The following is a 24,207-nucleotide window of genomic DNA, read 5'->3' as shown; positions in this document are numbered from 1 at the left end:
ATCACAATCCACAAACAGGAGAGGAGAGGCTAAATGAAACAACTGAAAACAACACTGGCCGCACTGCTGGCCACGGCCGCGATGGCCGGGGCCGCAATGGCCGAATGCGAAGTGACCCTTAAATCATCTGACACGCACCCCGACGGTTATCCGACCGTCGAGGCGGTCAAGCATATGGGCGCGCTGGCCAAGGAACGCAGCGGCGGGCGGATCTGCATCGAGGTCTTCCATTCGGCCCAGTTGGGCGAGGAAAAAGACACGATCGAACAAACGAAATTCGGCGTGATCGACCTGAACCGCGTGTCGATGGGCCCGTTCAACAATCTGGTTGAACAGACCAAGATCGTGTCGCTGCCCTATATTTTCCGCAACGTGAACCATATGCACAAGGTGATGGACGGGGCCATTGGCGATGAAATCCTGGCGGCCTTTGCCCCGCATGGCTTTGTCGGTCTGGCCTATTACGACGGCGGCAGCCGCAGCTTTTACAACAGCCAGAAGCCGATCAAATCGATGGAAGACCTGAAGGGCATGAAGGTTCGCGTCATGCAGTCGGACATCTTTGTCGACATGATGACGGCGATGGGCGCTTCGGCGACGCCGATGCCCTATGGCGAGGTCTATTCGGCGATCCAGACCGGCGTGATCGAAGGGGCGGAAAACAACTGGCCGTCCTATGAAAGCTCGGGCCATTTCGAAGTGGCCAAATACTACACGCTGGACGAACACCTGATCGTGCCGGAAGTTTTGGTGATGTCGCAAGTCAGCTGGGACAGGCTGTCGCCGGAAGACCAAGAGATCGTGAAAACGGCGGCAAAAGATAGCGTGCCGGTGATGCGCAAACTGTGGAAAGAGCGTGAGAAGGCTTCGGAAGAGAAAATCCGCGCCGCTGGGGCCGAGATCATCACCGAGATCGACAAAACGCCGTTCATCGAAGCGATGATCCCGGTCTACGAAAAATATGTGACTTCGCCGGAAATGCGCGACCTCGTGAAGCGCATTCAAGCGACGCGCTAAGGCTGCAAGGCGCGTCTGGCGGGCAAGAGCTGGGACTTGCCCGCCGCATTTACAGGGGATAGTGGTGAAACAATTCGTCGAACAACTGGCCGGAGTGACCGGCAGGCTTTCAAGGCTCGCCTTGTGGATCGCAGGGATCAGCCTTGTGGTGATGACCCTTCTGGTCCTTTGGCAGGTGTTTACCCGCTATGTCCTGCATGAACCGTCGCATCTGACCGAGCCCTTCGCGGTGGTGCTGATGAGTTGGTTCATCTTTCTGGGGGCCGCCGTCGGCACGCATGAAGGCTTTCACATGAGCTTTGATGTGTTGACCCATGCTCTGCCCGCGCGGCTGCGCTGGGTCCCCGAAGTGATTTCCGACCTTGTGGTGGGCCTGTTCGGTCTGGGTATGGTCTGGTGGGGGGTGCAACTGGTTCTGGCCGGCATGGATTCGACGATGCCCTTGGTCGGCCTGCCGGACGGCGTGACCTATATTCCCGTCGTGGCGGGGGGAGCCCTCTTCGCCCTCTTCTCTTTGGAACGGCTTTGTCGCCGTTCGGTAGGCTTGCCCGCCAGCGCCCATGTCGCCGATCCCCACAATCCCGTCCCCGAAGTGACCGAGGCCTGATCCATGGAAATGACTATTCTTTTCGGGCTGTTCTCGGTCCTTCTGCTGATCGGGACACCGGTCGCCTTTTGTCTGGGTGCTGCGTCCTTGGCGACGATCATCTATATGGGCCTTTCGCCCATCGTTGTCTTCCAGCGCGTCAATTCGGGCATGAACGTCTTTTCGCTGATCGCCGTGCCCCTGTTCATCTATGCCGGTGACCTGATGGTGCGGGGGGGCATTGCCCAGCGCATCGTGGCCTTTGCCGGGTCGCTGGTCGGCCATGTGCGCGGCGGTTTGGGGCAGGTTAACATTGCGACAAGCACGCTGTTTGGCGGCATTTCCGGTTCGGCCGTGGCCGAGGCGGCGGCTGTCGGTGGTCTGATGATCCCGCAGATGAAAGAGCGTGGATATGGCGCGGATTATGCGGTGAACGTCACCTCGATGGCGGCGCTGATCGCGCTGCTGATCCCGCCGTCGCATAACATGATCCTGTATTCGATCTCGGCTGGGGGCAACATCTCGATTGCCGACCTGTTCACGGCGGGCATCATTCCCGGCTTGCTGCTGGCGGTTTCGCTGATGGTCACCGCCTGGATCGTGGCCGTCAAGCGCGGCTATCCGACCGAACCCTTTCCCGGTTTCGGCATTGCCCTGCGTTTGGGCCTGATTGCCTTGCCCGGCCTTTTGCTGATCGCCATCATCTTTGGCGGCGTGCGTTCCGGCGTCTTCACCGCCACAGAAAGCTCTTGCATCGCGGCGGTCTATGCCCTGCTGGTCACGATCTTTGTCTATCGGCAGATGACTTGGGCGAACTTTGTCGAAGCAACCTTTGGCGCGGTGCGGACCACGGCAATGGTGCTGCTGATCATCGGCATGGCCAGCGCCTTTTCCTGGCTGATGGCCTATGACAAGGTGCCAGCCCGCCTGATTGAGCTGATGAGCGGCATTTCGGAAAATCCGCTGGTGATCCTGCTTTTGCTGAACGTCATCCTGCTGCTGCTTGGCACGTTCATGGATATGGGCCCGACGATCATCATCGTGACGCCGATCTTTTTGCCCGTGGCGCAAGCCTTCGGCATCGATCCGGTGCATTTCGGGGTGATTATGATCCTGAACCTAGGGATCGGGCTGAATACACCGCCGGTGGGCGGGGTTCAGTTTGTCGCCTGTGCTGTGGGCAAGATCAGCATCTGGGAAGCCATGCGCTCGATCTGGCCCTTCTATGGCGCGGGGGTCTTCGTGCTGTTGCTGGTGACCTATATCCCCGAGCTGTCGCTTTGGCTGCCCGCCCAGTTCAAGTGAGGACAAGATGCGCTTTCCCATCGTTCCCACCGATCCGGGCGTGACCCGTCAGGTTCTGTCCGATCATCCCGATCTGATGGTGGTGGCCTTTCGTTTCACCGAAGGGGCCAGCGGCAAACTGCACAACCATGTGCATGTGCAGGCCACCTATGTCGAATCCGGCCGTTTCCGCTTCACGCTGGGGGATGAGGTCCGAGAGTTTGGGCCGGGCGACAGTTTCGTGATCCCCTCGATGCTGGTGCATGGCTGCACCTGTTTAGAGGCGGGGGTGCTGGTGGACAGCTTTACCCCCCGCCGCGACGATTTTCTGTAAAGGACGACTGCAATGCTGACCGTTGAAACCCGCCATGCCGTTTCGCAGGCTGAAACCAAGACATTGGACACCGAAGGCCTGCGCCGCGCCTTCCACGCCGGGGGCATGTTCCAGCCGGGCGAAATCCGTCTGGTCTATAGCCATTATGACCGGATGATCATGGGCGGGGCGGTGCCGAATGGCAAAGCCTTGGTGCTGGACCATGTCAAGGAATGCGGCACGGCCAGTATTCTGGATCGGCGCGAGTTGGGCGTGGTGAACATCGGCGGTTCAGGCAGGGTTTCAGCGGCGGGCACGGATTATGCGATGGAAAAGGGTGATGTCCTTTATCTGCCGATGGGCGCGGGGCCAGTGACCTTTGCCGGTGACGGCCGTTTCTACATCCTGTCGGCCCCGGCGCATAAGGCGCTTGAGGCGCGGTTGATTCGGATTGAGGACGCGAAATCCTTCCGCACAGGTTCGGCGGAAACGGCGAATGACCGGACGATCTTTCAGTTCATCCACCCTGAGGTGATGCAGTCCTGCCAGTTGGTGGTCGGTTATACCCAGTTCCACGGCGGTTCGGTCTGGAACACGATGCCCGCCCATCTGCATGACCGGCGGATGGAGGCTTATCTGTATTTCGACATGCCCGAAGACCGCCGCGTGTTCCACTTCATGGGCGAACCGCAGGAAACCCGGCATCTGGTTATGGCGAATGAAGAGGCGGTTCTGTCGCCGCCATGGTCGATCCACTGCGGGGCAGGCACGGGCAGTTATACCTTTGTCTGGGCGATGGCCGGGGACAATGTGGATTACCGCGATGTCGAAGTCGTGCCGATGGGGGCGCTGCGGTGAACCCTTTCTCACTAGCAGGCCGCCGCGCCTTGGTGACGGGGGCGAACACCGGCATCGGTCAGGCGATTGCTTGGGCGATGGGGCGTGCGGGGGCAGAAGTGGTCTGCGCAGCGCGCGGGGATTGCAGCGAAACGATGGCAGGTCTGCCGAATGGTCGCGCGGTGACGCTGGATCTCTCTGATCCGCTGTCGGCGAGTGATCTTTTCAAGGGTGAAGGCATCGACATTCTGGTGAACAACGCCGGAACGATTCACCGCGAGGACGCCATCGACGTGGCCTCCGACGATTGGGATCGCGTGATCGACCTGAACCTGAAGTCGGTCTATTTCACCACGCAGGCTTTCGCCCGCGAACGGATCGCCCATGGTCTTGGCGGTGCGGTGGTCAATATCGCCTCCTTGCTGTCCTTTCAGGGTGGCATCCGGGTTCCGGCCTATACCGCATCGAAACATGCCGTCGCAGGTGTGACAAAGGCTTTGGCTAATGAATGGGCGGCCAAGGGGCTGAACGTGAACGCCATTGCGCCCGGCTATATCGTGACGAACAACACTGCGGCCCTGCGCGCCGATGCCGACCGTTCGCAGTCGATCCTTGACCGCATTCCCGCAGGCCGTTGGGGAAAGGCGGATGACATTGGCGAGGCGGCGGTCTTTCTGTCTTCGCCCGCCGCGCATTACATTCATGGCGTGGTCCTGCCCGTCGATGGAGGCTGGCTTGCCCGTTAGACTGACCCGCGAACCGGGCGCGCTTCCCGGTATTGGCATTGTCCATCTGGGCCTTGGCGCTTTCTTCCGCGCGCATGGGGCTGTCTTTACGCAAGAGGCGATGGCAGCTTCGGGTGGGGATTGGGGCATTCTGGGCATCAGCCTGCAATCGCCCACCATTCGCGACCAACTGGCCCCGCAGGCCGGGCTTTACACCGCGCTGGAACTGGCCCCGACCGGGCCAAAGGCGCGGTTGGTTGATGTGGTGCAAAAGGTGCTGGTGGCACCCGAAGATCCCGAGGCGGTGCTGGCTGCAATGGCCGCGCCGGGGGTGCGGATCGTATCGCTGACCGTCACCGAAAAGGGCTATTGCCATGAACCAGCGACGGGGCGGCTGAATCTGGAACATCCGGGGATCGCGCATGATCTTGTGAACGACCTGCCCCGCACCAGCATCGGCTTTCTGGTGCGCGGCTTGCAGCGGCGTTTTGCGGCGGGGCTGGCCCCCTTTACCGTGATGACTTGCGACAACCTGCCACACAATGGGCAGCTTTTGCGTGGTTTGGTTTTGGATTTTGCGGGACGACTGGACAAGGGTTTGGCCGCGTGGATTGCCGAACAGGGGCGTTTCCCCTGCACGATGGTCGATCGCATCGTCCCGGCAACGACCGAGGCGGACCGGGAACGTGTCGCTGCCCTGACGGGCTTTGAGGATGCCAGCCCTGTCGTTCACGAACCCTTTCGCCAATGGGTGATCGAGGATGCTTTCGTCGGCGGCCTGCGCCCCGATTGGGGCCGCGTCGGCGCCGAGATGGTGGTCGATGTGGCCCCCTATGAATTCATGAAGCTGCGGATGCTGAATGGCACGCATTCCTCGCTCGCCTACCTTGGCTATCTGGCGGGGCATGAGACGATTGCAGATTGCTTGGCCGATGACGTTTTCCGCGCTTTCGTGCGCCACCTTTGGGCGGCAGAAATCATCCCCGCCCTGACGCCCCCCCCCGGCGTGCGTCTGGCGGACTATGCCAGCGCCTTGGAAACCCGCTATGAAAACCCCGGCATCCGGCACCGAACATGGCAGATCGCCATGGACGGCAGTCAGAAACTGCCGCAGCGCATTCTGGGAACTTTGGCCGAAAACCTAAAGGCAGGCCGCCCCTGCCCCGGTCTGATGCTGGCCGTCGCCGCGTGGGCACAATATGTCAGCGGCAAAGGGCTGGACGGCAAACCCATCGACGTGCGCGACCCCTTGGCTGCGACCTTGGCACAGGCGGCGAATGCGGCGGACCCGATCACCGCCCTTTTGGCGATGACGCAAGTCTTCCCTCCCGAGTTGGCCCCGCAACTGGCCACCGGTCTGCAAGCGGCAAGGAATGAACTTTTGACCAAAGGCGCGCGTGGCGCGATACAGGCCCTGACATGATCGAAAGCTGGCGCTGGTATGGGCCGTTCGACAAAATCACCTTACCCGAGATTGCCCAGACGGGTGCAACGGGCATTGTCACCGCTTTGCATGAAATCCCCTATGGGGAGGTTTGGCCAAGCGCGTTGGTCGCCAGCCGCAACGGCGAAATCCGTGCCGCTGGCTTTGATTGGGTGGTGGTGGAAAGCCTGCCGATCCACGAGCGCATCAAGCGCGGCGAGGGGGATCTTTCCGAACTGTTCGCCAACTATCGCCAGTCGATGGCCAATCTTGCCGCGAATGGCGTCAAAACCATTTGCTACAATTTCATGCCCCTGCTCGACTGGACCCGCACCGACCTGACCGCCCCCGTCGCACGCGGGGGTTCCTGCCTGCGGTTCGAGGCGGCGAAAATGGCGGCCTTTGAAATCCACATGCTGGGCCGCGCCGAGGCCGAGGCGGACTATACCCCCGAAGCCCTGCAAATGGCGGCGATCTGGTTTCAGAAGGCCAGCGAAACCGACCGCGACGCCCTGCTGCACGCCATCATGTCGGGCCTGCCGGGGGCCTTTGACCGCTATGATATCGCGGGTTTGCGCCAAGCGCTGAAAGGTTATGAAGGCATTGGCCGTGCAGACCTGCGGGCCAATTACCAGCGTTTCCTAGACGAAGTCGTGCCTGCCGCCGAAGACCTTGGCATGGCGCTGTGCGTCCACCCCGACGACCCGCCCCGTGACATTCTGGGGCTGCCACGGATCGTGTCGTCGGGGGCGGACATCACATGGGTGCTGAACGCCGTGGACAGCCCCGCCAACGGTTTGACCTTTTGCACGGGTTCCCTTGGGGCCAACCCCACCAATGACCTGCCCGCCTTGGCCCGCCAATTCGCGGACCGCGTCCATTTCGCCCATCTGCGCAATGTGCGCAAAGACCCGGACGGCAGCTTTGAGGAAGCGGCGCATCTGGAAGGCGACACCGACATGGCCGCTGTCATTGCGGCGCTGTTGGATGAACAAAAGCGCACGGGAAGGATCATCCCCTTCCGCCCGGATCATGGCCATGAACTGCTGTGGGACGCCGAAAAGGGAACCCATCCCGGCTATCCGCTGATCGGGCGGCTGCGCGGGCTGGCGGAACTGCGCGGTGTCATCGCAGGACTTCGGCATCGCGACTGATTTCAGGCGACTTGCGCCGCAGGGAGGGTTGGCTCTTCAAGAGGCGGTTGGGTATCCTGCGGCCTGTGGCGCAGCAAGGTTTCCACAATCGCCGCCCGGCGCAGCGGTTTTGTCATATATTGGTCGATGCCCGCCGCAAGAATGTCAGCCTCATCCCCATCCATCGCATGGGCAGTTAGCGCACAGATGGGCACATGGCCGCCCTCTTCCGCTTCGATCAGGCGGATCGCTCTGGTTGCCTGTCTTCCGTCCATCTCTGGCATTGAGATATCCATAAAGATCAAATCCGGTCGGAAGATGCCGAAAAGGTCCACCGCCTCGGCGCCATTGTTGGCAAATTCCAGTTCAATGGCCAAATCCTTCACCATCTTACGGAAGACCAGCTGGTTGGTCCTGTTGTCTTCAGCCGTCAACACCCGCATCAGGCGCAGATTCACCGGCATATCCGCGACGGGGGCCAGCGCTTCAGTCGTCGGCTCTCCGGCCAAGAACCGCAGCTTGCGATACAGTTCGCTGCGCAGAACCGGCTTTTGTACAATCCCAGCCAACAATTCATCAGCCCCCTGCTCTCGCAATGCCATAGGATTGACGGACATCAGCAGCACCGGGACGGTGCATCCCTTGTCGCGCAGTCTTGCCGCCAAAGTCAGCCCGTCCATGTCCGATAAATCCTGATCAGCAAGCAACAGCTCAAAATCTTGATCCTTGTCCAACAGGGCTAGAACATCCGCCCCGCTGCGGCAAAACGTGACCTGAATTCCGCAAGGGGTAAGTTGTCGTTCCAGAATTGTCCGATTGATCAGTTGTGCATGCACAACCAGCGCCCGGCGAATGCCCTGCGGCAGCTCCGCCGCGCCGGATTCTTCCGCGACGGGCAGGCTCAGGCGAAAGCCGAAACTTGAGCCTTTGCCCAATTCGCTGTCAACCCAGACCGATCCCCCCATATGTTCCACCAGACGCCGTGTAATCGCCAGACCCAACCCGGTGCCTTCAAACTTGCGGTTGGCGGCACTTTCCACCTGATTGAATTCGCCAAAGATGTTGTCCAGATGCTCGGCGGGAATGCCGATGCCGGTGTCTTCGACCGTCACATGCAGATCTTGTGTCCCATCGCCCTGTTCGATCCCAACCACGCGGATCAATACATGGCCCTGGTCGGTGAATTTGACCGCATTGCCCAACAGGTTGGTCAGGATCTGGCGCAATCTCCCTGGATCACCCACGAAATAGGTGGGCAGGAACATGTCGAAGTCGATCATGATGTCGATGCCCTTGGCCTTGGCGCGCGGCTGCAACAGCATGGCCACCTCGTGGATTGTGCGCTCCAAATCAAAAGGTTCTGGATGCAGGGTCAGCCGTTCTGCCTCGATCTTGGAATAATCAAGAATGTCATTGATGATGACAAGAAGTGCTTCGCCGGAGGATCGGATGGTTTCAGCAAACAGTTTCTGCTCTTCGGACAAGTCGGTGTCACAAAGTAACTCCGCCATGCCCACCACCCCGTTCATGGGCGTCCGGATTTCATGCGACATATTCGCCAGAAACGCCGATTTGGCGCGGTTCGCAGCCTCGGCAGCCGCTCTTGCAGCTTCTAGGGCTGCTTGCTGCTCCTTGGCAGGCGTAATGTCGATCCGCAGTCCCACCCGCCCTCCATCCGGTGTCGAATGGTCGTAGACACGTATCCACCGGCCATCAGCCAAGTTCTGCTCCGACGCACCTTCGGCCAACAAATGCGACCGCATTCGATCAGCCAGCCATTCCTCCTCCCGACCCAACGCATCGACATGCAAACCTTGCGCCAGACCGGCGCGCAAAATATCTTCAAAATACACGCCAGGCCTAATGGCCGACGCCGCTGCGGAATAAAGATCGCGATAACGTTGATTGCAGGAAATCAGCCGATCCTGGCGGTCGAAAAGCACAAAACCGTCGGGGATCGCCTCGATCGCGGCCCATGTGCGCATCTGTTCGGTGATATCTTGCACCAGCGACACCATGCCCCCGTCCAAGGTCCGCCGGTCCATCTTGCGCATCCAGTTGCCGTTCGTCAGCGGCATGACGAATGGTTCTGTTTCAGACATATCCCATCGCGCCAGCATGTCGGCGACCCAAACCTCCGGATCCTTCGCGCTGGCATCCATCACCCCCGCCGCCAAAGCACGGCGCAAAGCCTCTTCATAGGGCGTGCCAACCTCCAACGGATCGTCTCCGAACAAGGCCTGATAGGCCCTGTTCGCGGCGGCCAGCCGCCGATCCGGTCCGAATAGGGCAAAGCCATCGCCAATAGTGTTAATGGCTTCCCATAACCTTTGCTCGGCGGTCACAGCGACAGAATGCGCCTTCTCCAGATCAGTCATAAAGCGGCTGTTTTGGCCTTTCAGCGTCTCGGCCTCGCTGATCGCCGATTGCACCGCATAGCGTTGCTTGACAATCTGGTCAGACAGGGCTCGCGCGTGCAGGGCCAAGCGTTCGTTGGCCGCATAAAGTTCGCGGCTTTTCTGTTCTAGCAAGCGCTCAGCCTGCAACCGTGCCCGCCTTTCCTTGGCCAGCCGTTCCGCGAAATCCATACTTTGCCTGCGCCCTGGTCGCCCCTTCCCACCCAGAGTGATCAAGAGCAGTGAACGGGCGATTAACAGACGAGGATCACAGAGAATTTTGTAGATATCCTTGCAAGCCGGGGCCTTGCCGTGCCACATTCTGGCCAGATTTGAGGAGGTTTTTCCATGCGCACGCTCTCGCGGCTTGTTTTCCTTGGGCTTTCAATGCTGGCCACGCCAATGGCCCTCCAGGCGCAAGACCTGATTCCAGCCAAGCGATTCGCGCTTTCGGAAAACACCGACTTGCCAGGGGGTGATCTGGCCTCGATCTTCGATACTGACCTAAACGCTTGCGAGCGGGCCTGTCTAACGAACAGCGCCTGTACCGCTTTCACCTTCAACACGACAAACGGTTCCTGCTTCCCCAAATCGGGGGCCGGTGAAGGCGCTTATTTTGAAGGGGCAATGTCCGGTACGATCCTTTTGGCGCAACCAGGAGTGACGGCCCGTGCTGGGTTCCGCCGCGGTGAAATTGCCTTCCTGCCCGATTGGGACGTGGCCGCTGCCACCGAACAGGCCGCCGATATCGGCAATCAGCACACCACCAACGGCTACAGCGCCGAGGAACATCTGCAATCCGCTGCCGATTCCGAAAATTCCGGCGACTTCGTTATGGCCACGAACTTCACCGGCGCGGCATTGGTTTTGACCGATAGCGGGGCGCATTGGGCGGAATATGCTCGGCGTCTGTTGCTGGCGGCAACACAGGACACCAATCAAGCCAGTTGGTATCAATCCCGCGCTTTCAACGCCTCGATCAACGCTTATCTGCGGTCAGAAAACCCGGCCCTGCGCCATTCGATCCTTGTGACCATGGCCGATGCGGCGGAAAAGATCGGGCGCGGTCGCGATACCGTCTCCGCCCTGCGACTGGCGCAGGAACTCCAACCGCGCGACGATACGGCGGCACTGCTCGATGATGCGATTGGCAAGTATGGTTTCCGTATTCTGGAAACCGTGGTGCAATCGGAATCGACTCGTCCACGCGTCTGCGCCAATTTCTCGGAAGATTTGGTCGCAACCGGTGTCGATTATTCGACCTTTGTCCAACTGCCGGAACCGGGGCTTACCGTTGTTTCGGGTGAATGGCGGCAGCTGTGCGTCGAGGGGATCGAATTCGGCAAGCGCTATGCCATCACCTTCCGCGAAGGTCTGCCCGCCGCCGATGGCCAAACAATGGCGAAATCGGTCGAAATCACCCAATACATCCGCGACCGTTCGCCCGGCGTCCGCTTCTCGGGCCGAGGCTATGTGTTGCCCAAGACAGGCAATGTGGCGATTCCGGTCGAAACCGTGAACACGGAATCGCTGGAACTGGTGCTGTACAAGGTCAGCGACCGGAACATCCTGCGGTCGATCCAAAACAGCTATTTCGGCGCGCCGATGGGCGATTGGCAGACCTATGACTTTGCCAATCAGGTGGCCGCACAGGTCTGGACCGGCACGGCAACGGTCAGCCAAGACGTGAACAAGGATGTGACGACCCGCCTTCCAATGGAAGAGGCACTGAAAGACCTGCCTGCGGGGATTTACGCGCTGGAGGCCAAGGTGCCGGGAGTTGATCCCTATACGATCCCTTCGGGCTGGCAGTGGTTCGTGGTGTCCGATTTGGGCATGACGACGATGACGGCGACCGATGGCCTGCATGTCTTTGTGCGGTCCTTGGGCGATGCCTCGGCCAAAACTGGGGTGACGGTGGAACTTCTGAGCCGTGCGAACGAGGTGCTGGGCACAGCCACGACCGATGATCAGGGCTATGCGCGTTTCGATGCGGGGTTGGTTAAAGGCACCGATGGGGCCGCACCTTCGGTGGTGGTGGCGAAATCGGGGACCGAGGATATTTCCTTCCTGTCGCTGACCGATCCGGAATTCGACCTGTCCGACCGTGGCGTCGAGGGGCGCGAGGCGGCAGGTTCGGTCGACGTGTTCATGACGACCGACCGTGGCGCCTATCGGGCGGGCGAGACGATCTATGCCACCGCATTGACCCGCGATGCTGACACAAAGGCCGTCGAAGGTTTGCCGTTGACGGCGATCCTGTATCGGCCGGATGGGGTGGAATATTCCCGTGCGCAGGTGCAGGACGGCGGCAAGGGCGGCCATGTCTTTGCGATGCCCGTCGGCGGTTCCGCCCCGCGCGGCGTTTGGCGTCTGGCCGTGATGGCCGATCTGGAAGGCGAAGAACTGGCCAGCCAGTCGGTTCTGGTCGAGGATTTCCTTCCCGAACGCATCGATTTTGAACTGTCTTTGCCCGAAGGCATCCTGAATGCCTCGGACACGCCGGAACTGACCGTCGCTGCGAAATATCTGTTCGGCGCGCCGGGGGCCGGGCTGAACATTGAGGGCGAGGTTTATCTGACCCCCACCAGCGAGTTGCCAGATTACCCCGGATACAGCTTTGGCAAGCACGACAGCGCCAGCTATGGGCTGATGCAGTCCTTCGACGGCGGTTATGTCACCGATGAACAGGGCAATGCGGTGATCAGCACCTTCCTGCCGGAACTGCCCGAAGGTGCTGGCCCCTTCACCGCGAACTTCAACGTGCGTGTTGCAGAAGGCTCCGGTCGTCCGGTGGAACGGCGCGAAAGCCGAACGCTGGCACCGGGAACCGATCTGATCGGTATCAAGCTTTTGTTCGATGACGTGGTCCCCGAAGGCACCGAGGCGCGGTTCAGCCTGATGGCGCTGGACGCGGGTCTTGCGCCCACGGCGATGCAGGTGAAATGGCGGCTGAACCGGATTGATACGCATTATCAATGGTATCAGAACTATGGCAACTGGTCGTGGGAGCCTGTCGTCACCCGCGAACTGAAAGCCGAAGGCGTGGCTGACATTGGCACCGCACCCACCGAAATCGCAGCGGCGGTGGAATGGGGCGAATATGAATTGGTCGTTGAACGCACCGTGGGCGATGCGCCTCTTTCGGCTTCAACCACTTTCTGGGCGGGTTGGTATGCGCCCGCCGATGCCAGTGCCACACCCGATACGCTGGAATTGTCTCTGGACAAACCGGCCTACAAACCGGGCGAAACCGCAAACCTGCGTGTCGTGCCGCGTGCGGCTGGGACGGCGCTGGTGACGGTTCTGTCGAACCGCCTTGTGTCGATGCAGGCGGTGCAAGTGAAGGAAGGGGAAAACCTGATCCCGCTCCCCGTGACCGATGAATGGGGCGCGGGGGTCTACGTCACCGTTTCCGCCATCCGTCCGATGGATGTGGCCGCTGGCCGCAATCCGGCGCGGGCCTTGGGGCTGACCTATGCCAGCATTGATCCGGGTGCGCGGCGGTTGTCCGCAACGGTGGAAATGCCGGATGAGGTCGCGCCGCGCGGCCCGTTCGACGTGGCTGTCAAGGTCGATGGCGTCGAACCCGGCGATCATGCCTATGTCACCATCGCCGCCGTCGATGTCGGCATCCTGAACCTGACGGGCTTTGAAAGCCCCAATCCCTCCGATTATTATTTCGGCCAGCGCAAGTTGGGCGTCGGCATTCGTGACGTTTATGGCCGTCTGATCGACGGGCTGAACGGGGCCGAGGGTACAGTTCGTTCCGGTGGCGATGCGGGTCTGCAAGCGGGGGCCGAAGCGCCGCCGCCGACAGAGGAACTGGTGGCCTATTTCTCTGGCCCTGTGGCGGTGACCGAAGACGGCTATGCTCGTGCCAAGTTCGACATGCCTTCCTTCAACGGCACCGTCCGCGTCATGGCGGTGGCTTGGTCGGGCAAGGGCGTCGGACAGGCCGAAAAGGATGTCTTCGTCCGCGATCCGGTGGTGGTAACGGCCTCTGTTCCGCGTTTCATGGCCCCGGGCGATACCTCGCGTCTGCTGTTGGAAGTTGTCCACGCCACAGGCCCTTCGGGCCGCATGGGGCTTGACGTGACGGCCAATGGTTTGACGCTTGGAACGGCTCCTTCGGGGGTTGATCTGGCCGACAAGGGCAAAGCGGTGATCGAGGTTCCGGTGACGGCTGGCGATGTGGGCAACCAGACCATCACGATCAGCCTGACCACGCCCGACGGCAAGGTTCTGAAGAAAGATCTGACCGTGCCCGTGCAAGCGAACGATCCGATCATTGCCCGCATCAGCCGCTTTGATCTGGCCAAGGGCCAAACCTTTACCTTTGGTCCCGATGTGTTTGCCGGGATGCTGCCCGGATCGGGCAAGGCCACGCTTGCGGTGGGGCCGATTGCGAAACTGAACGCGCCGGGGCTTTTGCAGGCCTTGGATCAGTATCCCTATGGCTGCACCGAACAGATGACATCAAAGGCCCTGCCACTGCTGTATTTCGATCAGGTGGCGCAGGCGATGCAGTTGAAGGGGGCGGAGAATATCCGCGTTCGCGTTGATCAGGCGATCACCGAAATCCTTCAAAACCAGACCGCTGAAGGGGCCTTTGGCCTGTGGTATGCCTATTCGGGCGATATGTGGCTGGATGCCTATGTCACTGACTTCCTGTCCCGTGCCCGCGCCCAAGGCTTCACCGTGCCGGATGTCGCTTTCCGCAACGCTTTGGACAACCTGCGCAATCAGGTGAACTATCACCCCGAATTCGATCAGGGGGGTGAGGCGCTGGCCTATGCTTTGATGGTTCTGGCCCGCGAAGGGGCAGCGGCGGTCGGTGATCTGCGTTACTATGCCGATGTGAAGCCAGATGCCTTCAGCACGGCCTTGGCCCAGGCCCAACTGGGCGCGGCGCTCGCATCCTATGGCGATCAACCCCGCGCCGATGCGATGTTCACCCGCGCGGCGGCGAAGCTGGATGCTTTGGCGACGGCGGAAAAGGAACAGATCTTCCGCGCAGATTACGGCACCAACTATCGTGATTCTGCGGCCGTTCTGGCCTTGGCTTTGGAGGCAGGGACAAAAGCCGTCGATGCCACCGCCTTGACTGAACGGCTGGCCCGGCAAGGCGACTACCTTTCGACGCAAGAGGCGACATGGGCTTTGCTGGCGACGAATGCGCTTCTGGATGGGCCGGGGCTAGAGGGCGTGACCATCGACGGCAAACCCGCCAATGGGCCTTTGGTCCGCGTGCTGGACGCGGGCGCTGCAACGGCGGCGGTGATCAAGAACGACAGTCAGGCGAACACCTATCTGACGGTCACCACCTATGGCGTCCCGGTGGAACCCGAACCTGCGGGCGGCAACGGCTATGCCATCACCCGCAGCTATTTCACGCTGGATGGTCAGCCGGTGGACCTTTCGCAGCCGGTCAAGGCCGGAACGCGGATGGTCACGGTGCTGGAGGTCACGCCCTGGGGCCGCGGCGAAGCGCGCTTGATGGTCAACGATCCGCTGCCCGCCGGGTTTGAAATCGACAACCCGAACCTGATGGCGGCGGGCTCCACCTCGACCCTCGGTTGGCTGGACGCGATCACCGATGTTCAGAACAGCGAATTCCGGCAGGAACGCTTCCTGACGGCGGTGGACCGCTATGACAATTCGACCTTCAAATTGGCCTATGTGGTGCGGGCGATTTCGCCGGGCACCTACAAACACCCGGCAGCCAGCGTCGAAGACATGTATCGCCCGGACTTCAGGGCGCGCAGTGAAACGGGGGCGGTGACCGTCACCCCATGACGTTGCGCGCGCGCTGGTATTTTGCCTTGGCCGTCACCCTTTGGGTGGCGGCCTTTGCGCGTGACAGTTTTGACGATTGGGTGGATGCCACCGAACTGCCTTCTCTGATCTTGGCCACCTCGCCCGAGGTGCGGGCGCGGGATGGTTCCCTGCTGCGCGCCTATACCGTCGCCGATGGCCGTTGGCGGATGGCCGCGACGGTGGGTGAGGTGGACTCGGAATATCTGGATCTGCTGATCCGGTACGAGGATAAGCGTTTCTATTCCCATGCGGGCGTGGACCCAGTGGCCGTACTTCGGGCCTTTGGGCAGGCGGTGCGTTATGGGCGGGTGGTCTCGGGCGGATCGACGCTGACGATGCAGGTGGCCCGGCTGCTGGAAGAAAGCGGCACGGGCAAAGTCGGCGGCAAGCTACGCCAGATGCGGGTGGCTTTGGCCTTGGAACGGCGGCTGACCAAGGATGAAATCCTGAACCTTTACCTGCAACTCGCCCCTTTCGGGGGTAATCTGGAAGGGGTCAGGGCGGCAAGTTTTGCCTATTTTGGCAAGGAACCCCGTCGCTTGACAACCGCCGAAGCGGCGCTGCTGGTCGCCATCCCCCAAGCCCCCGAAAGCCGCCGCCCGGATCGTCACACCGACCGCGCCAAAGCCGCCCGCGAAAGGGTGCTGCTGCGCGCCGTGCGCGACGGCATTCTGGACGATGACGAAGCCCAAGCCGCCCTGACCGAACGCGTCCCCGATGCCCGCCGCGCCTTTCCTCAGCTTGCCCCGCACCTTGCTGACCGCCTGCGCGCTGCCGATCCCTTGGATATGCGGATCGAGACCACCATCGACGCCGCCCTACAAGCCAAGCTGGAAAAGCTGGCGGTCGAGGCGGTGGCGGGGCAAGGCGAACGCTTGCAAGTCGGACTTCTGGTGGCCGATCACCAAACCGGCGAAATCCTCGCCTCGGTCGGTTCGGCGGGCTACACGGGTGACGCACGCCAAGGCTTTGTCGATATGACCCAAGCCCTGCGCAGCCCCGGTTCCACCCTGAAACCCTTGGTCTATGCCTTGGCCTTTGACGAAGGGCTGGCCCATCCCGAAACCCTGATTGACGATCTGCCGATCAACATCGGTGGCTATGCGCCCCAGAATTTTGACAAGCACTATCGCGGCACGGTCCGAATGCGCCAAGCCTTGCAGATGTCGCTGAACATTCCCGTGGTGCTGATCGTGGATGCCATCGGCCCCGCCCGTCTTTTGGCCGCGATGGATCGGGCGGCGATGGGCTATGAAATTCCGCCGCCCGGCAAGCCAGGTCTGGCGATAGCCTTGGGCGGGCTGGGGGTCAGCCTGCAAGACATGGTGCAGCTTTACGCCGCCCTCGCGCGGGGCGGGGTGGCCCTGCCGCTGCATGTGACGGGGGAGGACTCCGCAGAGGGCCAAAGGCTGGTCTCTGCCGTCGCCGCTTGGCAGGTCGCGGATATTCTTTCAGGCATGCCCCCGCCGCCCGGCTCGCCGGAAAACCGGCTGGCCTATAAGACCGGCACCAGCTATGGCCACCGCGACGCTTGGGCCATTGGTTTTGACGGGCGGCACGTGGCGGGGGTTTGGCTCGGCCGCGCCGATGGCACACCGGTACCGGGGGCCTTTGGCGCCGAAACCGCTGCACCCCTGCTGTTCCGCGTGATGGGGCGGATCAAGCCTGAACTGGCGCAACTCCCCCCGCCGCCGCCCGCAACGCTGTTGTTGTCCAACGCTCAGCTTCCTCAGCCCTTGCAGAAATTCCGCTCGCGCAGCGCCGCCTTCGTTGTCGCCGATGCCCCCGCAGTGGATTTCCCACCTGATGGTGCACAGGTCGAATTGCTGCCCGAAGGGCTGCTGGTGCGCGTGCGCGGTGGCAAAGCGCCCTTTACATGGCTGGTTGATGGCCTGCCTTTGGCGCGCGACCAACGCGACAGGGCCACGATCCTTTCTCTGCCCGGCAGGGGTTTTATCACGCTATCGGTGATTGACGCGCTGGGGCGTTCGGCAAGGGCAAAGGTACAGGTGCGTTAGATCATAACGCCTGTCCCGCCAAAAGGCGCGGCAGGGGGCCGGATAGGCCCGCCGCCTGCCGCATGGCAGCACGGCGCAGGGCGGGGGTGCGGGTGATCACGCCCATGCCGATGTCGCGCACCATGCGCAACAGGCTGTTGTCGTTAGAAAACAGCCTGTTCACGCTGTCCATGCCCAAGGCCATCGCCGTATCGTCAAAGCGCCGCCAGCTTTGATAGCGTTCCAAAACATCTAGCGCGCCAATGTCTTCACCGCGACGCACCGCTTCGACCAAGACTTCCGCCAAAGCCCCGACATCGCGTAGGCCCAAGTTCAGACCTTGGCCTGCAATCGGATGCACGCCATGCGCCGCATCGCCCACCAGCGCCAGACGCGGGGCGACATAGCTTTCGGCAAGGGACAATGACAGCGGATAGGTGAAACGGACCCCCGCCAAGGCCACTTCCCCCAGAAAATCGCCGAAGCGGGGGCGCAGGGCGGTCAGGTAGTCGGCATCATCCAGCGCTTGGATCGCGCGGGCTTGGGCATCGGTCTCGCTCCACACAATGCTGGAATGATGGCCGCCGGGCAGGGGCAGGATCGCCAAGGGGCCTTCGGGCATGAAATATTGCTGGGCGATGCCTTGATGGGGCTTGGCGTGGTGAATGGCGGTGACAAGGGCGGTCTGGCCATAAGCCCAACCCTGCCGCCGGAAGCCCGCCCGCGTGGCCGTGCCGCTGCCCCGCCCATCGCAGCCGATCAGCAGACGCCCCTTAATCTGATCGCCATTGGCCAGCGTGACCATCGCCCCGCTGGCCGTGATGTCCTGCGCCACAACGGTCTGGCCGTGGATAAGGGTGATACCGGGGCTGGCCTGCATCTGCGCCAGAAAGGCCGCGTAAAGGTGGCGATCTTCGACCATATGGCCCATCGCGCCTTCGTCCAGTTCGGCGCTGTCGAAATGCAGGAACAGGGGGCTTGGCCCTTCGCCCGCGCGGCCATCGCTGGCTTTGACCTGAAGGATGGGTTGCGCTTTGTCGGCCAGTTGCGGCCAGACGCCAATGCCTTGCAACAACCGCCGTGACGCCAGCGCCAAGGCATAGGCCCGCCCGTCAAACCCAGCCTCGGCGCGGGCGGGGGCGGGGCGTGCGTCGATCAGCGTGACGGGCAATCCGGCCCCCGCAAGGGCCAAGGCCAAGGCGGGGCCATTCAAGCCGCCGCCGACGATCAGAACACGGTTTTCCATGGGCTTGATTATGGCGCTTGATGCGGGATTGTCCATGGCAGGCGGGGCGGTTAGCGTGGCTTTGCAATCATGGGGCGGGCATATGGACGGGAACTGGCTTTGGAGACCGGCGGCGGAACTGGGGCGGGCCATCGGCGCGGGCAAGATCAACCCGGCGGAACTGACCGAAGCCTATCTGGACGCCATCGCCGCCCATCCCGACGGCGCGCGGATCTATGCGCGCACCACGCCAAACCGCGCGCGTTCGATGGGTTTGGCGGCGGCGGGGCGGGCCAAGACGGGGCAGCGGCTGGGTCTGCTGGATGGTGTGCCGCTGTCGTGGAAAGACCTGTTCGATGCGGCGGGGGCGGGATGTGAGGCGGGCTCGGCCCTGCTGAAAGGCCGGGTGCCCGACCGCGATGCGGAAGTGCTGGCACGGGCGACGGCGCAGGGTTCGGTCTGTCTGGGCAAGACGCATATGACGGAACTGGCCTTTTCCGGCCTTGGGCTGAACCCGGTGACGGCCACGCCGCCGAACCGCAATTTTCCGGGCGCGGTGCCGGGGGGGTCATCCTCGGGGGCGGCGGCCTCTGTCGCCTTTGGCTTGGCGGCGGGGGGGATTGGTTCGGACACAGGCGGTTCGGTGCGGGTGCCTTCGGCCTGGAATGATCTGGTGGGGCTGAAGACGACCTGGGGCAGCCTGCCGATGGCGGGCGTTGTGCCGCTGGCCCCGCGTTTTGACACGATTGGACCTTTGGCGCGCACGGTGGAGGATGCGGCGCTAATCCATGCCCTGCTCCGCGGCGAAAAGGCCCCGGATTTGGAAGGGGTTTCGCTGGCGGGGATGCGTTTTGCGGTGCTGGAAACCGTGGCGCTGGATGATCTGCGTCGTGAACCTGCCAAGGGCTTTGATGATGCGGTGGTGCGGCTTTCGCGGGCGGGGGCGGTGATCGAGCGGATCAAGGCCCCGGAAGTGGCCGAGGCTTTGGCCTTGGCTGGAACTTTGGTCGCGCCCGAAGCCTATGGCACCTGGGCCGAAAAGATCGAATCCGCGCCGGAAAAGATGTTCCCGCCGGTGCTGGAACGCTTTCGTGGGGGGGCGGCGGTCAAGGCGATGGATTATGTGCTGGGCTGGCAAAAGCTGGAACGCCTGCGCGCCATTTGGAATGACCGTGTGGCGGGGTTTGATGCGGTGCTGGTGCCGACCTCGGCCATCCTGCCGCCGGATGCCAACCGCCTTCTGACCGACCCCAGCTATTTCGCGCAGGAAAACCTGCTGGCCCTGCGCAACACGCGGATCGGCAATCTGCTGGATCAGGCGGTGCTGACCCTGCCCACCGGCCAGCCCTCTTGCGGGATCAGCTTCATGGCCGGGCCGGGGCAGGAATTGCGGCTGCTGCGCGTGGGGTCTGCGGCGGAAAGGGCGTTGGTCTAGGAAATCCGCGCCACGACATAGCCCGCCAGATCGGCCAGCATGTCACGCAGATCACCCGCTGGCAGCGGCTCCAGCGCCTTTTGCGCCCGTGCAGCCCATGACAGCGCATCCTGCCGTGCCGATTCCAGCGCGCCATGCCCCGTCATCAGCGCCATTGCCTGTTCCAGATCACCGTCCTTTTGATCGCCCGCCTCAATCACCCTTGACCAGAACGCCCGCTGTTCGGCATCGGCCTTCGCCACCGCCTTGATCACCGGCAGGGTCATCTTGCGTTCGCGGAAATCATCGCCCGTGTTCTTGCCAATCGTCGCATCCGACCCGCCGTAATCCAGCAGGTCATCCACGATCTGAAAGGCAATGCCCAAGGCATCGCCATAATCTGCCAAAGCCCGCACTTGCGCCTCAGACCCCCCCGCAATCACACCGCCCACTTCCGTCGCCGCCGCGAAAAGCGCCGCTGTCTTGCCCCGCACCACTTGCAGATAGATGCCTTCATCGGTGTTCAGGTCTTGCGCGGCGGTCAGTTGCAGAACCTCACCCTCGGCAATCGTGGCGCTGGCGTTCGACAGGATCCGCATCACGTCGAGGTTCTGGCATTCCGTCATCAACTGGAACGACCGCGCGAAAAGATAATCGCCGACCAGCACAGAAGATTTGTTGTCCCACAGCAGATTCGCCGTTGGCCGCCCCCGCCGCCGCTGGCTTTCATCGACCACATCATCATGCAAAAGCGTCGCCGTATGGATGAACTCCACCGTCGCCGCCAGATGCACGTGATAGGGGCCGTCATAGCCACACAGCCGCGCCGCCGCCAAGGTCAGCATGGGCCGCAGGCGTTTGCCCCCCGCTTCCACCAGATGCGCCGTCACCTCGGGGATGCGTGGGGCGTGTTCGCTGGCCATGCGTTCGCGGATCAGCGTATTCACCGCTGCCATGTCACCCGCCAAGGCTTTGCCCAGCCGGTCTGCCGGGTTCACGGACGCATCATCCAGGCTCATCGTCATCCCCCGACCCACCTCGACAAAGCGTGCAGGCCGCCGTTATCTGTTGCCATGAAAGAACTTCTGCGCACCACGGACCCGACGGTCATCGCTTTTGCCGAAGCCCTGCTTCGCAGCGAGGATATAGAGGTATTCGCGCTGGACGTCCACATGAGCATCCTTGATGGATCCTTGGGCATCCTGCCCCAACGCCTGATGGTGCTGGACTGCGACCTGTTCATGGCCCGCGCGATCATGGCCGACCATGACATTCCGACAAGCTGATGTTTGAAGACGCCGACCTTTCGCTGGACGATTTCCTTTGCGGGCGGCTTGCGCTTTGGCAGCCGAAACAGGGCTATCGCGCCGCCACTGACCCTGTTCTGCTGGCCGCCTCCGTCCCTGCCCGCGCCGGACAATCGGTTCTCGATCTGGGTTGCGGCGCGGGCGCGGCAAGCCTCTGTCTGGCTTGGCGCGTGCCGGGGTTGGAGCAGATGGGGCTAGAAATTCAACCCGATTACGCCGAACTGGCGCGGCGCAACGCCTTGCACAACAACATGGCGCTCAAGGTGGTGACGGGCGATCTGTCGGCCATGCCCGCCGAACTGCGCCGCGATTTTGACCATGTCATCGCCAACCCGCCCTATTACCACGCCGCAGGTTCCGCCTCGCCCATCACGGGCCGTGACACCGCCTTGCGCGTCGATCTGCCCTTGGCCGAATGGGTGCGGGTGGGGGCAAAGCGTCTGGCCCCCGGCGGTTGGCTGACGATGATAGCCCTGCCCGAAAACCTGCCCGATCTGCTGGCCGGGGCCGAAAAGCTGGGCTCGATCAGCGTTTTACCCCTGTCCGCCCGTGAGGGCCGCGCCGCCAAGCGGATGATCTTTCAGGCCCGCAAGGGCGGCAAAGGGGCCTTGCGCCTGCTGGCCCCCTTTGTCCTGCACCAAGGCCCTGCCCATGATGGGGATCGTGAGAATTACACGCCACAGGCCAATGCGGTTCTGCGCGACGGGGCCGATCTTCTTTCAGCCTTTCGGTAATTTTTCGCCATTTCACCCGACCGTGATGTGAAGATTTGGTGACACGACTCAATTCCTGTGTTGAACTGACCTTATCGACACTCATCATAGGAGGAACGACATGACCATTGCCTCGCATCTTCAGGAACTGCGCCGCAAGCATGAGAACCTTTCATCGATGGTCGAAAAGGAACAAAGGCAACCCGGCACGGACGCCCTGAAGATTGCCGAGCTGAAGAAGCAGAAACTGAAGCTCAAGGAAGAAATCACGCGTCTGATGCACGCGTAACGGACCGTTTGGTCCCGGCGCTGGCCCAAGCGGCCAGTGCCGCGCCTGCCGTGATCAGCAGGGCGGCCAGCAACAGGCTGGGTTTCGGTTCTGCCAGACCGGCCACGACCAAGGCCAGCGTCGAAAGCAAAGGGGCGGCATAGGATGCCACGCCCAAAAGTTGAATGTCGCCGCGCTTCATGCCGATGTCCCAGGTGAAAAACGCGGCCCCCACCGGGCCAAGGCCCAATGCCAGAATGCTGGCCCAGCCAAGGCCCGTTGCGGGCCATTGGGTGTCCTCCAGCGCCAGATGGCAGGGCAGGGACAGGGCCGCCGTGGCCAGACAAAACACCGTGACGCTTTCGGTGGGGATCTGCCCCAGACGGCGCGACAGCACCGAATAAAGCGCCCATGTCACGGCGCAGCCAAAGGCCAGCACGATGCCCAGATTGATGTCGATGGACAGGCCCTGCCCCCCGGTCACGATCAGCCCCGCGCCCACAAAGGCCAGCCCCGCGCCGATCAGATGCAGTGGCCCCAGCCTTTCCCCCGGCAGCAGCCCGGAAAACAGTACGATCAGCAACGGCCAAAGATAGGCGATCAGCCCGGTTTCGGCTGTGGGGGCCAGACGAAAGGCGGTGAAATACAGCGCGTGATAGCCGAAAAGCCCCAAAGTGCCAAAGGCATAGACCGTCCACGGCACTTGGGCCAGAACCTTCAGCCCCGCCCCCCGCGCCGTCCAGATCAGGCCAATGGAACCACCCAGAGCAAAGGTCAGCATGTTCAGTTGAAACGGCGGAACCGGGGCAGAGCCGATGGTCAGCAGCGCCAAAAGCGCCCACATCAGAACGGCGGTGAAACCAATCACCGTGGCCTTGCGTCGCGTCATTGGCTTCCCCAGAAAACCGCTGATCCCTGATCAGCGATTTTCTGCCACATCGCAAGCCTTAGACGAAGAACTGCCCGCCATTGGCGCTGATCGTCGAACCGGTGATGAAACCCGACCCTTCTGATGCCAGAAACACCACAATCCGCGCCACCTCTTCGGGTTCGCCCAGACGGCCCACGGGAATCAGCGGCAGGATGCGTTCGTTCAGCACCTTTTCGTCAATCGCTTTGACCATTTCGGTGCCGATATAGCCGGGGCAGATGGCGTTCACGGTGATGCCCGCCCGCGCACCCTCTTGCGCCAAGGCCTTGGTCATCCCCAAATCGCCCGCCTTGGACGCGGAATAGTTCGCCTGCCCGGCCTGCCCCTTTTGCCCGTTGATCGAGGAAATGTTGATGACCCGCCCAAACTTGCGGTCGCGCATCCCCGACCAGAGCGGATGGGTCATGTTGAACAGCCCGTTCAGGTTCGTATCAATCACCTCGCGCCATTGCTGGGGGGTCATCTTGTGGAACATCGCGTCGCGGGTGATGCCCGCGTTGTTCACTAGAATATCCACCGGCCCCAGATCGGCCTGCACCTTGGCCACGCCCGCCGCGCAGGCGTCATAGTCCGCCACCGACCATTTATAGGTCGCAATGCCGGTTTCCGCTGTAAACGCCTGCGCCGCCTCGTCATTCCCGGCATAGTTCGCGGCCACCGTGTAACCCGCTTCCTTCAGCGCCACGGAAATCGCCGCGCCAATCCCGCGCGAGCCTCCGGTTACAAGTGCGACACGTCCCATGGCATCCCCCTTCAAGGTCTTGATTCTGCTTTCAGTAGTAACAGCGTGTAAAAAAGGCGCAACAACGTTGCGCCTT

Annotated in this window: 19 protein-coding genes; 14 read left to right on the top strand and 5 right to left on the bottom strand. The window is 61.9% G+C overall.

All coding sequences use genetic code 11. The annotated features are described in order from the left end of the window. The first annotated feature begins 33 nt into the window (after positions 1–33). The 8 genes from IE095_RS10305 (at position 34) to uxuA (ending at position 7,339) form a co-directional block, all read left to right on the top strand. Positions 34–1,017 (top strand): TRAP transporter substrate-binding protein, encoded by a 984-nt coding sequence (locus IE095_RS10305; RefSeq protein ID WP_189411559.1) that lies wholly within the window; start codon positions 34–36, stop codon positions 1,015–1,017. A 64-nt stretch (positions 1,018–1,081) separates the two neighbouring features. Continuing rightward, a complete protein-coding gene (locus tag IE095_RS10300) occupies positions 1,082–1,624 on the top strand; it encodes a TRAP transporter small permease (protein WP_229804694.1) in 543 nt (180 codons plus the stop codon). 3 nt (positions 1,625–1,627) lie between these two features. Further along, positions 1,628–2,908 (top strand): TRAP transporter large permease, encoded by a 1,281-nt coding sequence (locus tag IE095_RS10295; protein ID WP_189411558.1) that lies wholly within the window; start codon positions 1,628–1,630, stop codon positions 2,906–2,908. Positions 2,909–2,915: 7 nt separating this feature from the next. Further along, the gene (locus tag IE095_RS10290) at positions 2,916–3,221 is read left to right on the top strand and encodes a cupin domain-containing protein (protein ID WP_189411557.1); all 306 of its coding nucleotides are present in this window, start codon (positions 2,916–2,918) and stop codon (positions 3,219–3,221) included. A 12-nt stretch (positions 3,222–3,233) separates the two neighbouring features. Continuing rightward, positions 3,234–4,058: a 5-dehydro-4-deoxy-D-glucuronate isomerase gene (kduI, locus tag IE095_RS10285; RefSeq protein ID WP_189411556.1), complete on the top strand. Its 825-nt coding sequence runs from the start codon at positions 3,234–3,236 to the stop codon at positions 4,056–4,058. Beyond that, complete coding sequence (kduD, locus tag IE095_RS10280) at positions 4,055–4,783, top strand: 2-dehydro-3-deoxy-D-gluconate 5-dehydrogenase KduD (protein ID WP_229804693.1); 729 nt, start codon at positions 4,055–4,057, stop codon at positions 4,781–4,783. Before kduI ends, kduD begins: the two co-directional genes overlap by 4 nt. After that, positions 4,761–6,185 (top strand): mannitol dehydrogenase family protein, encoded by a 1,425-nt coding sequence (locus tag IE095_RS10275; protein ID WP_373295408.1) that lies wholly within the window; start codon positions 4,761–4,763, stop codon positions 6,183–6,185. The genes kduD and IE095_RS10275 overlap by 23 nt, the downstream gene beginning before the upstream one ends. Next, entirely contained in the window at positions 6,182–7,339 is a 1,158-nt protein-coding gene (gene uxuA, locus IE095_RS10270; protein WP_189411554.1) for a mannonate dehydratase, read from the top strand. The genes IE095_RS10275 and uxuA overlap by 4 nt, the downstream gene beginning before the upstream one ends. Positions 7,340–7,341: 2 nt before the next feature. Here the strand turns inward: uxuA and IE095_RS10265 are convergent, their stop codons facing one another. Then, complete coding sequence (locus IE095_RS10265) at positions 7,342–9,906, bottom strand: hybrid sensor histidine kinase/response regulator (RefSeq protein ID WP_189411553.1); 2,565 nt, start codon at positions 9,904–9,906, stop codon at positions 7,342–7,344. A gap of 156 nt (positions 9,907–10,062) precedes the next feature. Between IE095_RS10265 and IE095_RS10260 the strand changes: the two genes are divergently transcribed. Both IE095_RS10260 and pbpC read left to right on the top strand, forming a co-directional pair. Beyond that, entirely contained in the window at positions 10,063–15,513 is a 5,451-nt protein-coding gene (locus tag IE095_RS10260) for an alpha-2-macroglobulin family protein (RefSeq protein ID WP_189411552.1), read from the top strand. Beyond that, entirely contained in the window at positions 15,510–17,552 is a 2,043-nt protein-coding gene (pbpC, locus tag IE095_RS10255; protein ID WP_189411551.1) for a penicillin-binding protein 1C, read from the top strand. The genes IE095_RS10260 and pbpC overlap by 4 nt, the downstream gene beginning before the upstream one ends. Position 17,553: 1 nt before the next feature. On the opposite strand, the gene IE095_RS10250 is transcribed toward pbpC, so the two are convergent. Further along, complete coding sequence (locus tag IE095_RS10250; protein ID WP_229804692.1) at positions 17,554–18,777, bottom strand: FAD-dependent monooxygenase; 1,224 nt, start codon at positions 18,775–18,777, stop codon at positions 17,554–17,556. An 82-nt stretch (positions 18,778–18,859) separates the two neighbouring features. Between IE095_RS10250 and IE095_RS10245 the strand changes: the two genes are divergently transcribed. Next, complete coding sequence (locus tag IE095_RS10245; RefSeq protein ID WP_189411601.1) at positions 18,860–20,191, top strand: amidase; 1,332 nt, start codon at positions 18,860–18,862, stop codon at positions 20,189–20,191. Here IE095_RS10245 and IE095_RS10240 read toward each other — a convergent pair. Then, entirely contained in the window at positions 20,188–21,189 is a 1,002-nt protein-coding gene (locus tag IE095_RS10240; RefSeq protein WP_189411549.1) for a polyprenyl synthetase family protein, read from the bottom strand. The two genes, IE095_RS10245 and IE095_RS10240, sit on opposite strands and share 4 nt — an antisense overlap. 54 nt (positions 21,190–21,243) lie before the next feature. Here IE095_RS10240 and IE095_RS10235 point away from each other — a divergent pair, with 54 nt between their 5' ends. From IE095_RS10235 to IE095_RS10225, 3 genes are all read left to right on the top strand, one after another. Further along, positions 21,244–21,456: a putative signal transducing protein gene (locus IE095_RS10235; RefSeq protein WP_189411548.1), complete on the top strand. Its 213-nt coding sequence runs from the start codon at positions 21,244–21,246 to the stop codon at positions 21,454–21,456. Then, a complete protein-coding gene (locus IE095_RS10230; RefSeq protein WP_189411547.1) occupies positions 21,456–22,211 on the top strand; it encodes a tRNA1(Val) (adenine(37)-N6)-methyltransferase in 756 nt (251 codons plus the stop codon). The genes IE095_RS10235 and IE095_RS10230 overlap by 1 nt, the downstream gene beginning before the upstream one ends. A gap of 100 nt (positions 22,212–22,311) precedes the next feature. After that, positions 22,312–22,479 (top strand): DUF465 domain-containing protein, encoded by a 168-nt coding sequence (locus IE095_RS10225; protein ID WP_189411546.1) that lies wholly within the window; start codon positions 22,312–22,314, stop codon positions 22,477–22,479. Here the strand turns inward: IE095_RS10225 and yddG are convergent. Further along, positions 22,457–23,347 (bottom strand): aromatic amino acid exporter YddG, encoded by an 891-nt coding sequence (gene yddG / locus IE095_RS10220; protein ID WP_189411545.1) that lies wholly within the window; start codon positions 23,345–23,347, stop codon positions 22,457–22,459. The two genes, IE095_RS10225 and yddG, sit on opposite strands and share 23 nt — an antisense overlap. 58 nt (positions 23,348–23,405) lie before the next feature. Then, complete coding sequence (gene phbB, locus IE095_RS10215) at positions 23,406–24,131, bottom strand: acetoacetyl-CoA reductase (RefSeq protein ID WP_189411544.1); 726 nt, start codon at positions 24,129–24,131, stop codon at positions 23,406–23,408. Positions 24,132–24,207: the final 76 nt, after the last annotated feature.

Origin of the sequence: Neogemmobacter tilapiae (assembly GCF_014652215.1) — a bacterium.
GTDB classification, from domain to species: domain Bacteria; phylum Pseudomonadota; class Alphaproteobacteria; order Rhodobacterales; family Rhodobacteraceae; genus Neogemmobacter; species Neogemmobacter tilapiae.
The sequence above is the reverse complement of the archived record's forward strand: the minus strand, read 5'-3'. Positions and strand labels throughout refer to the sequence as shown.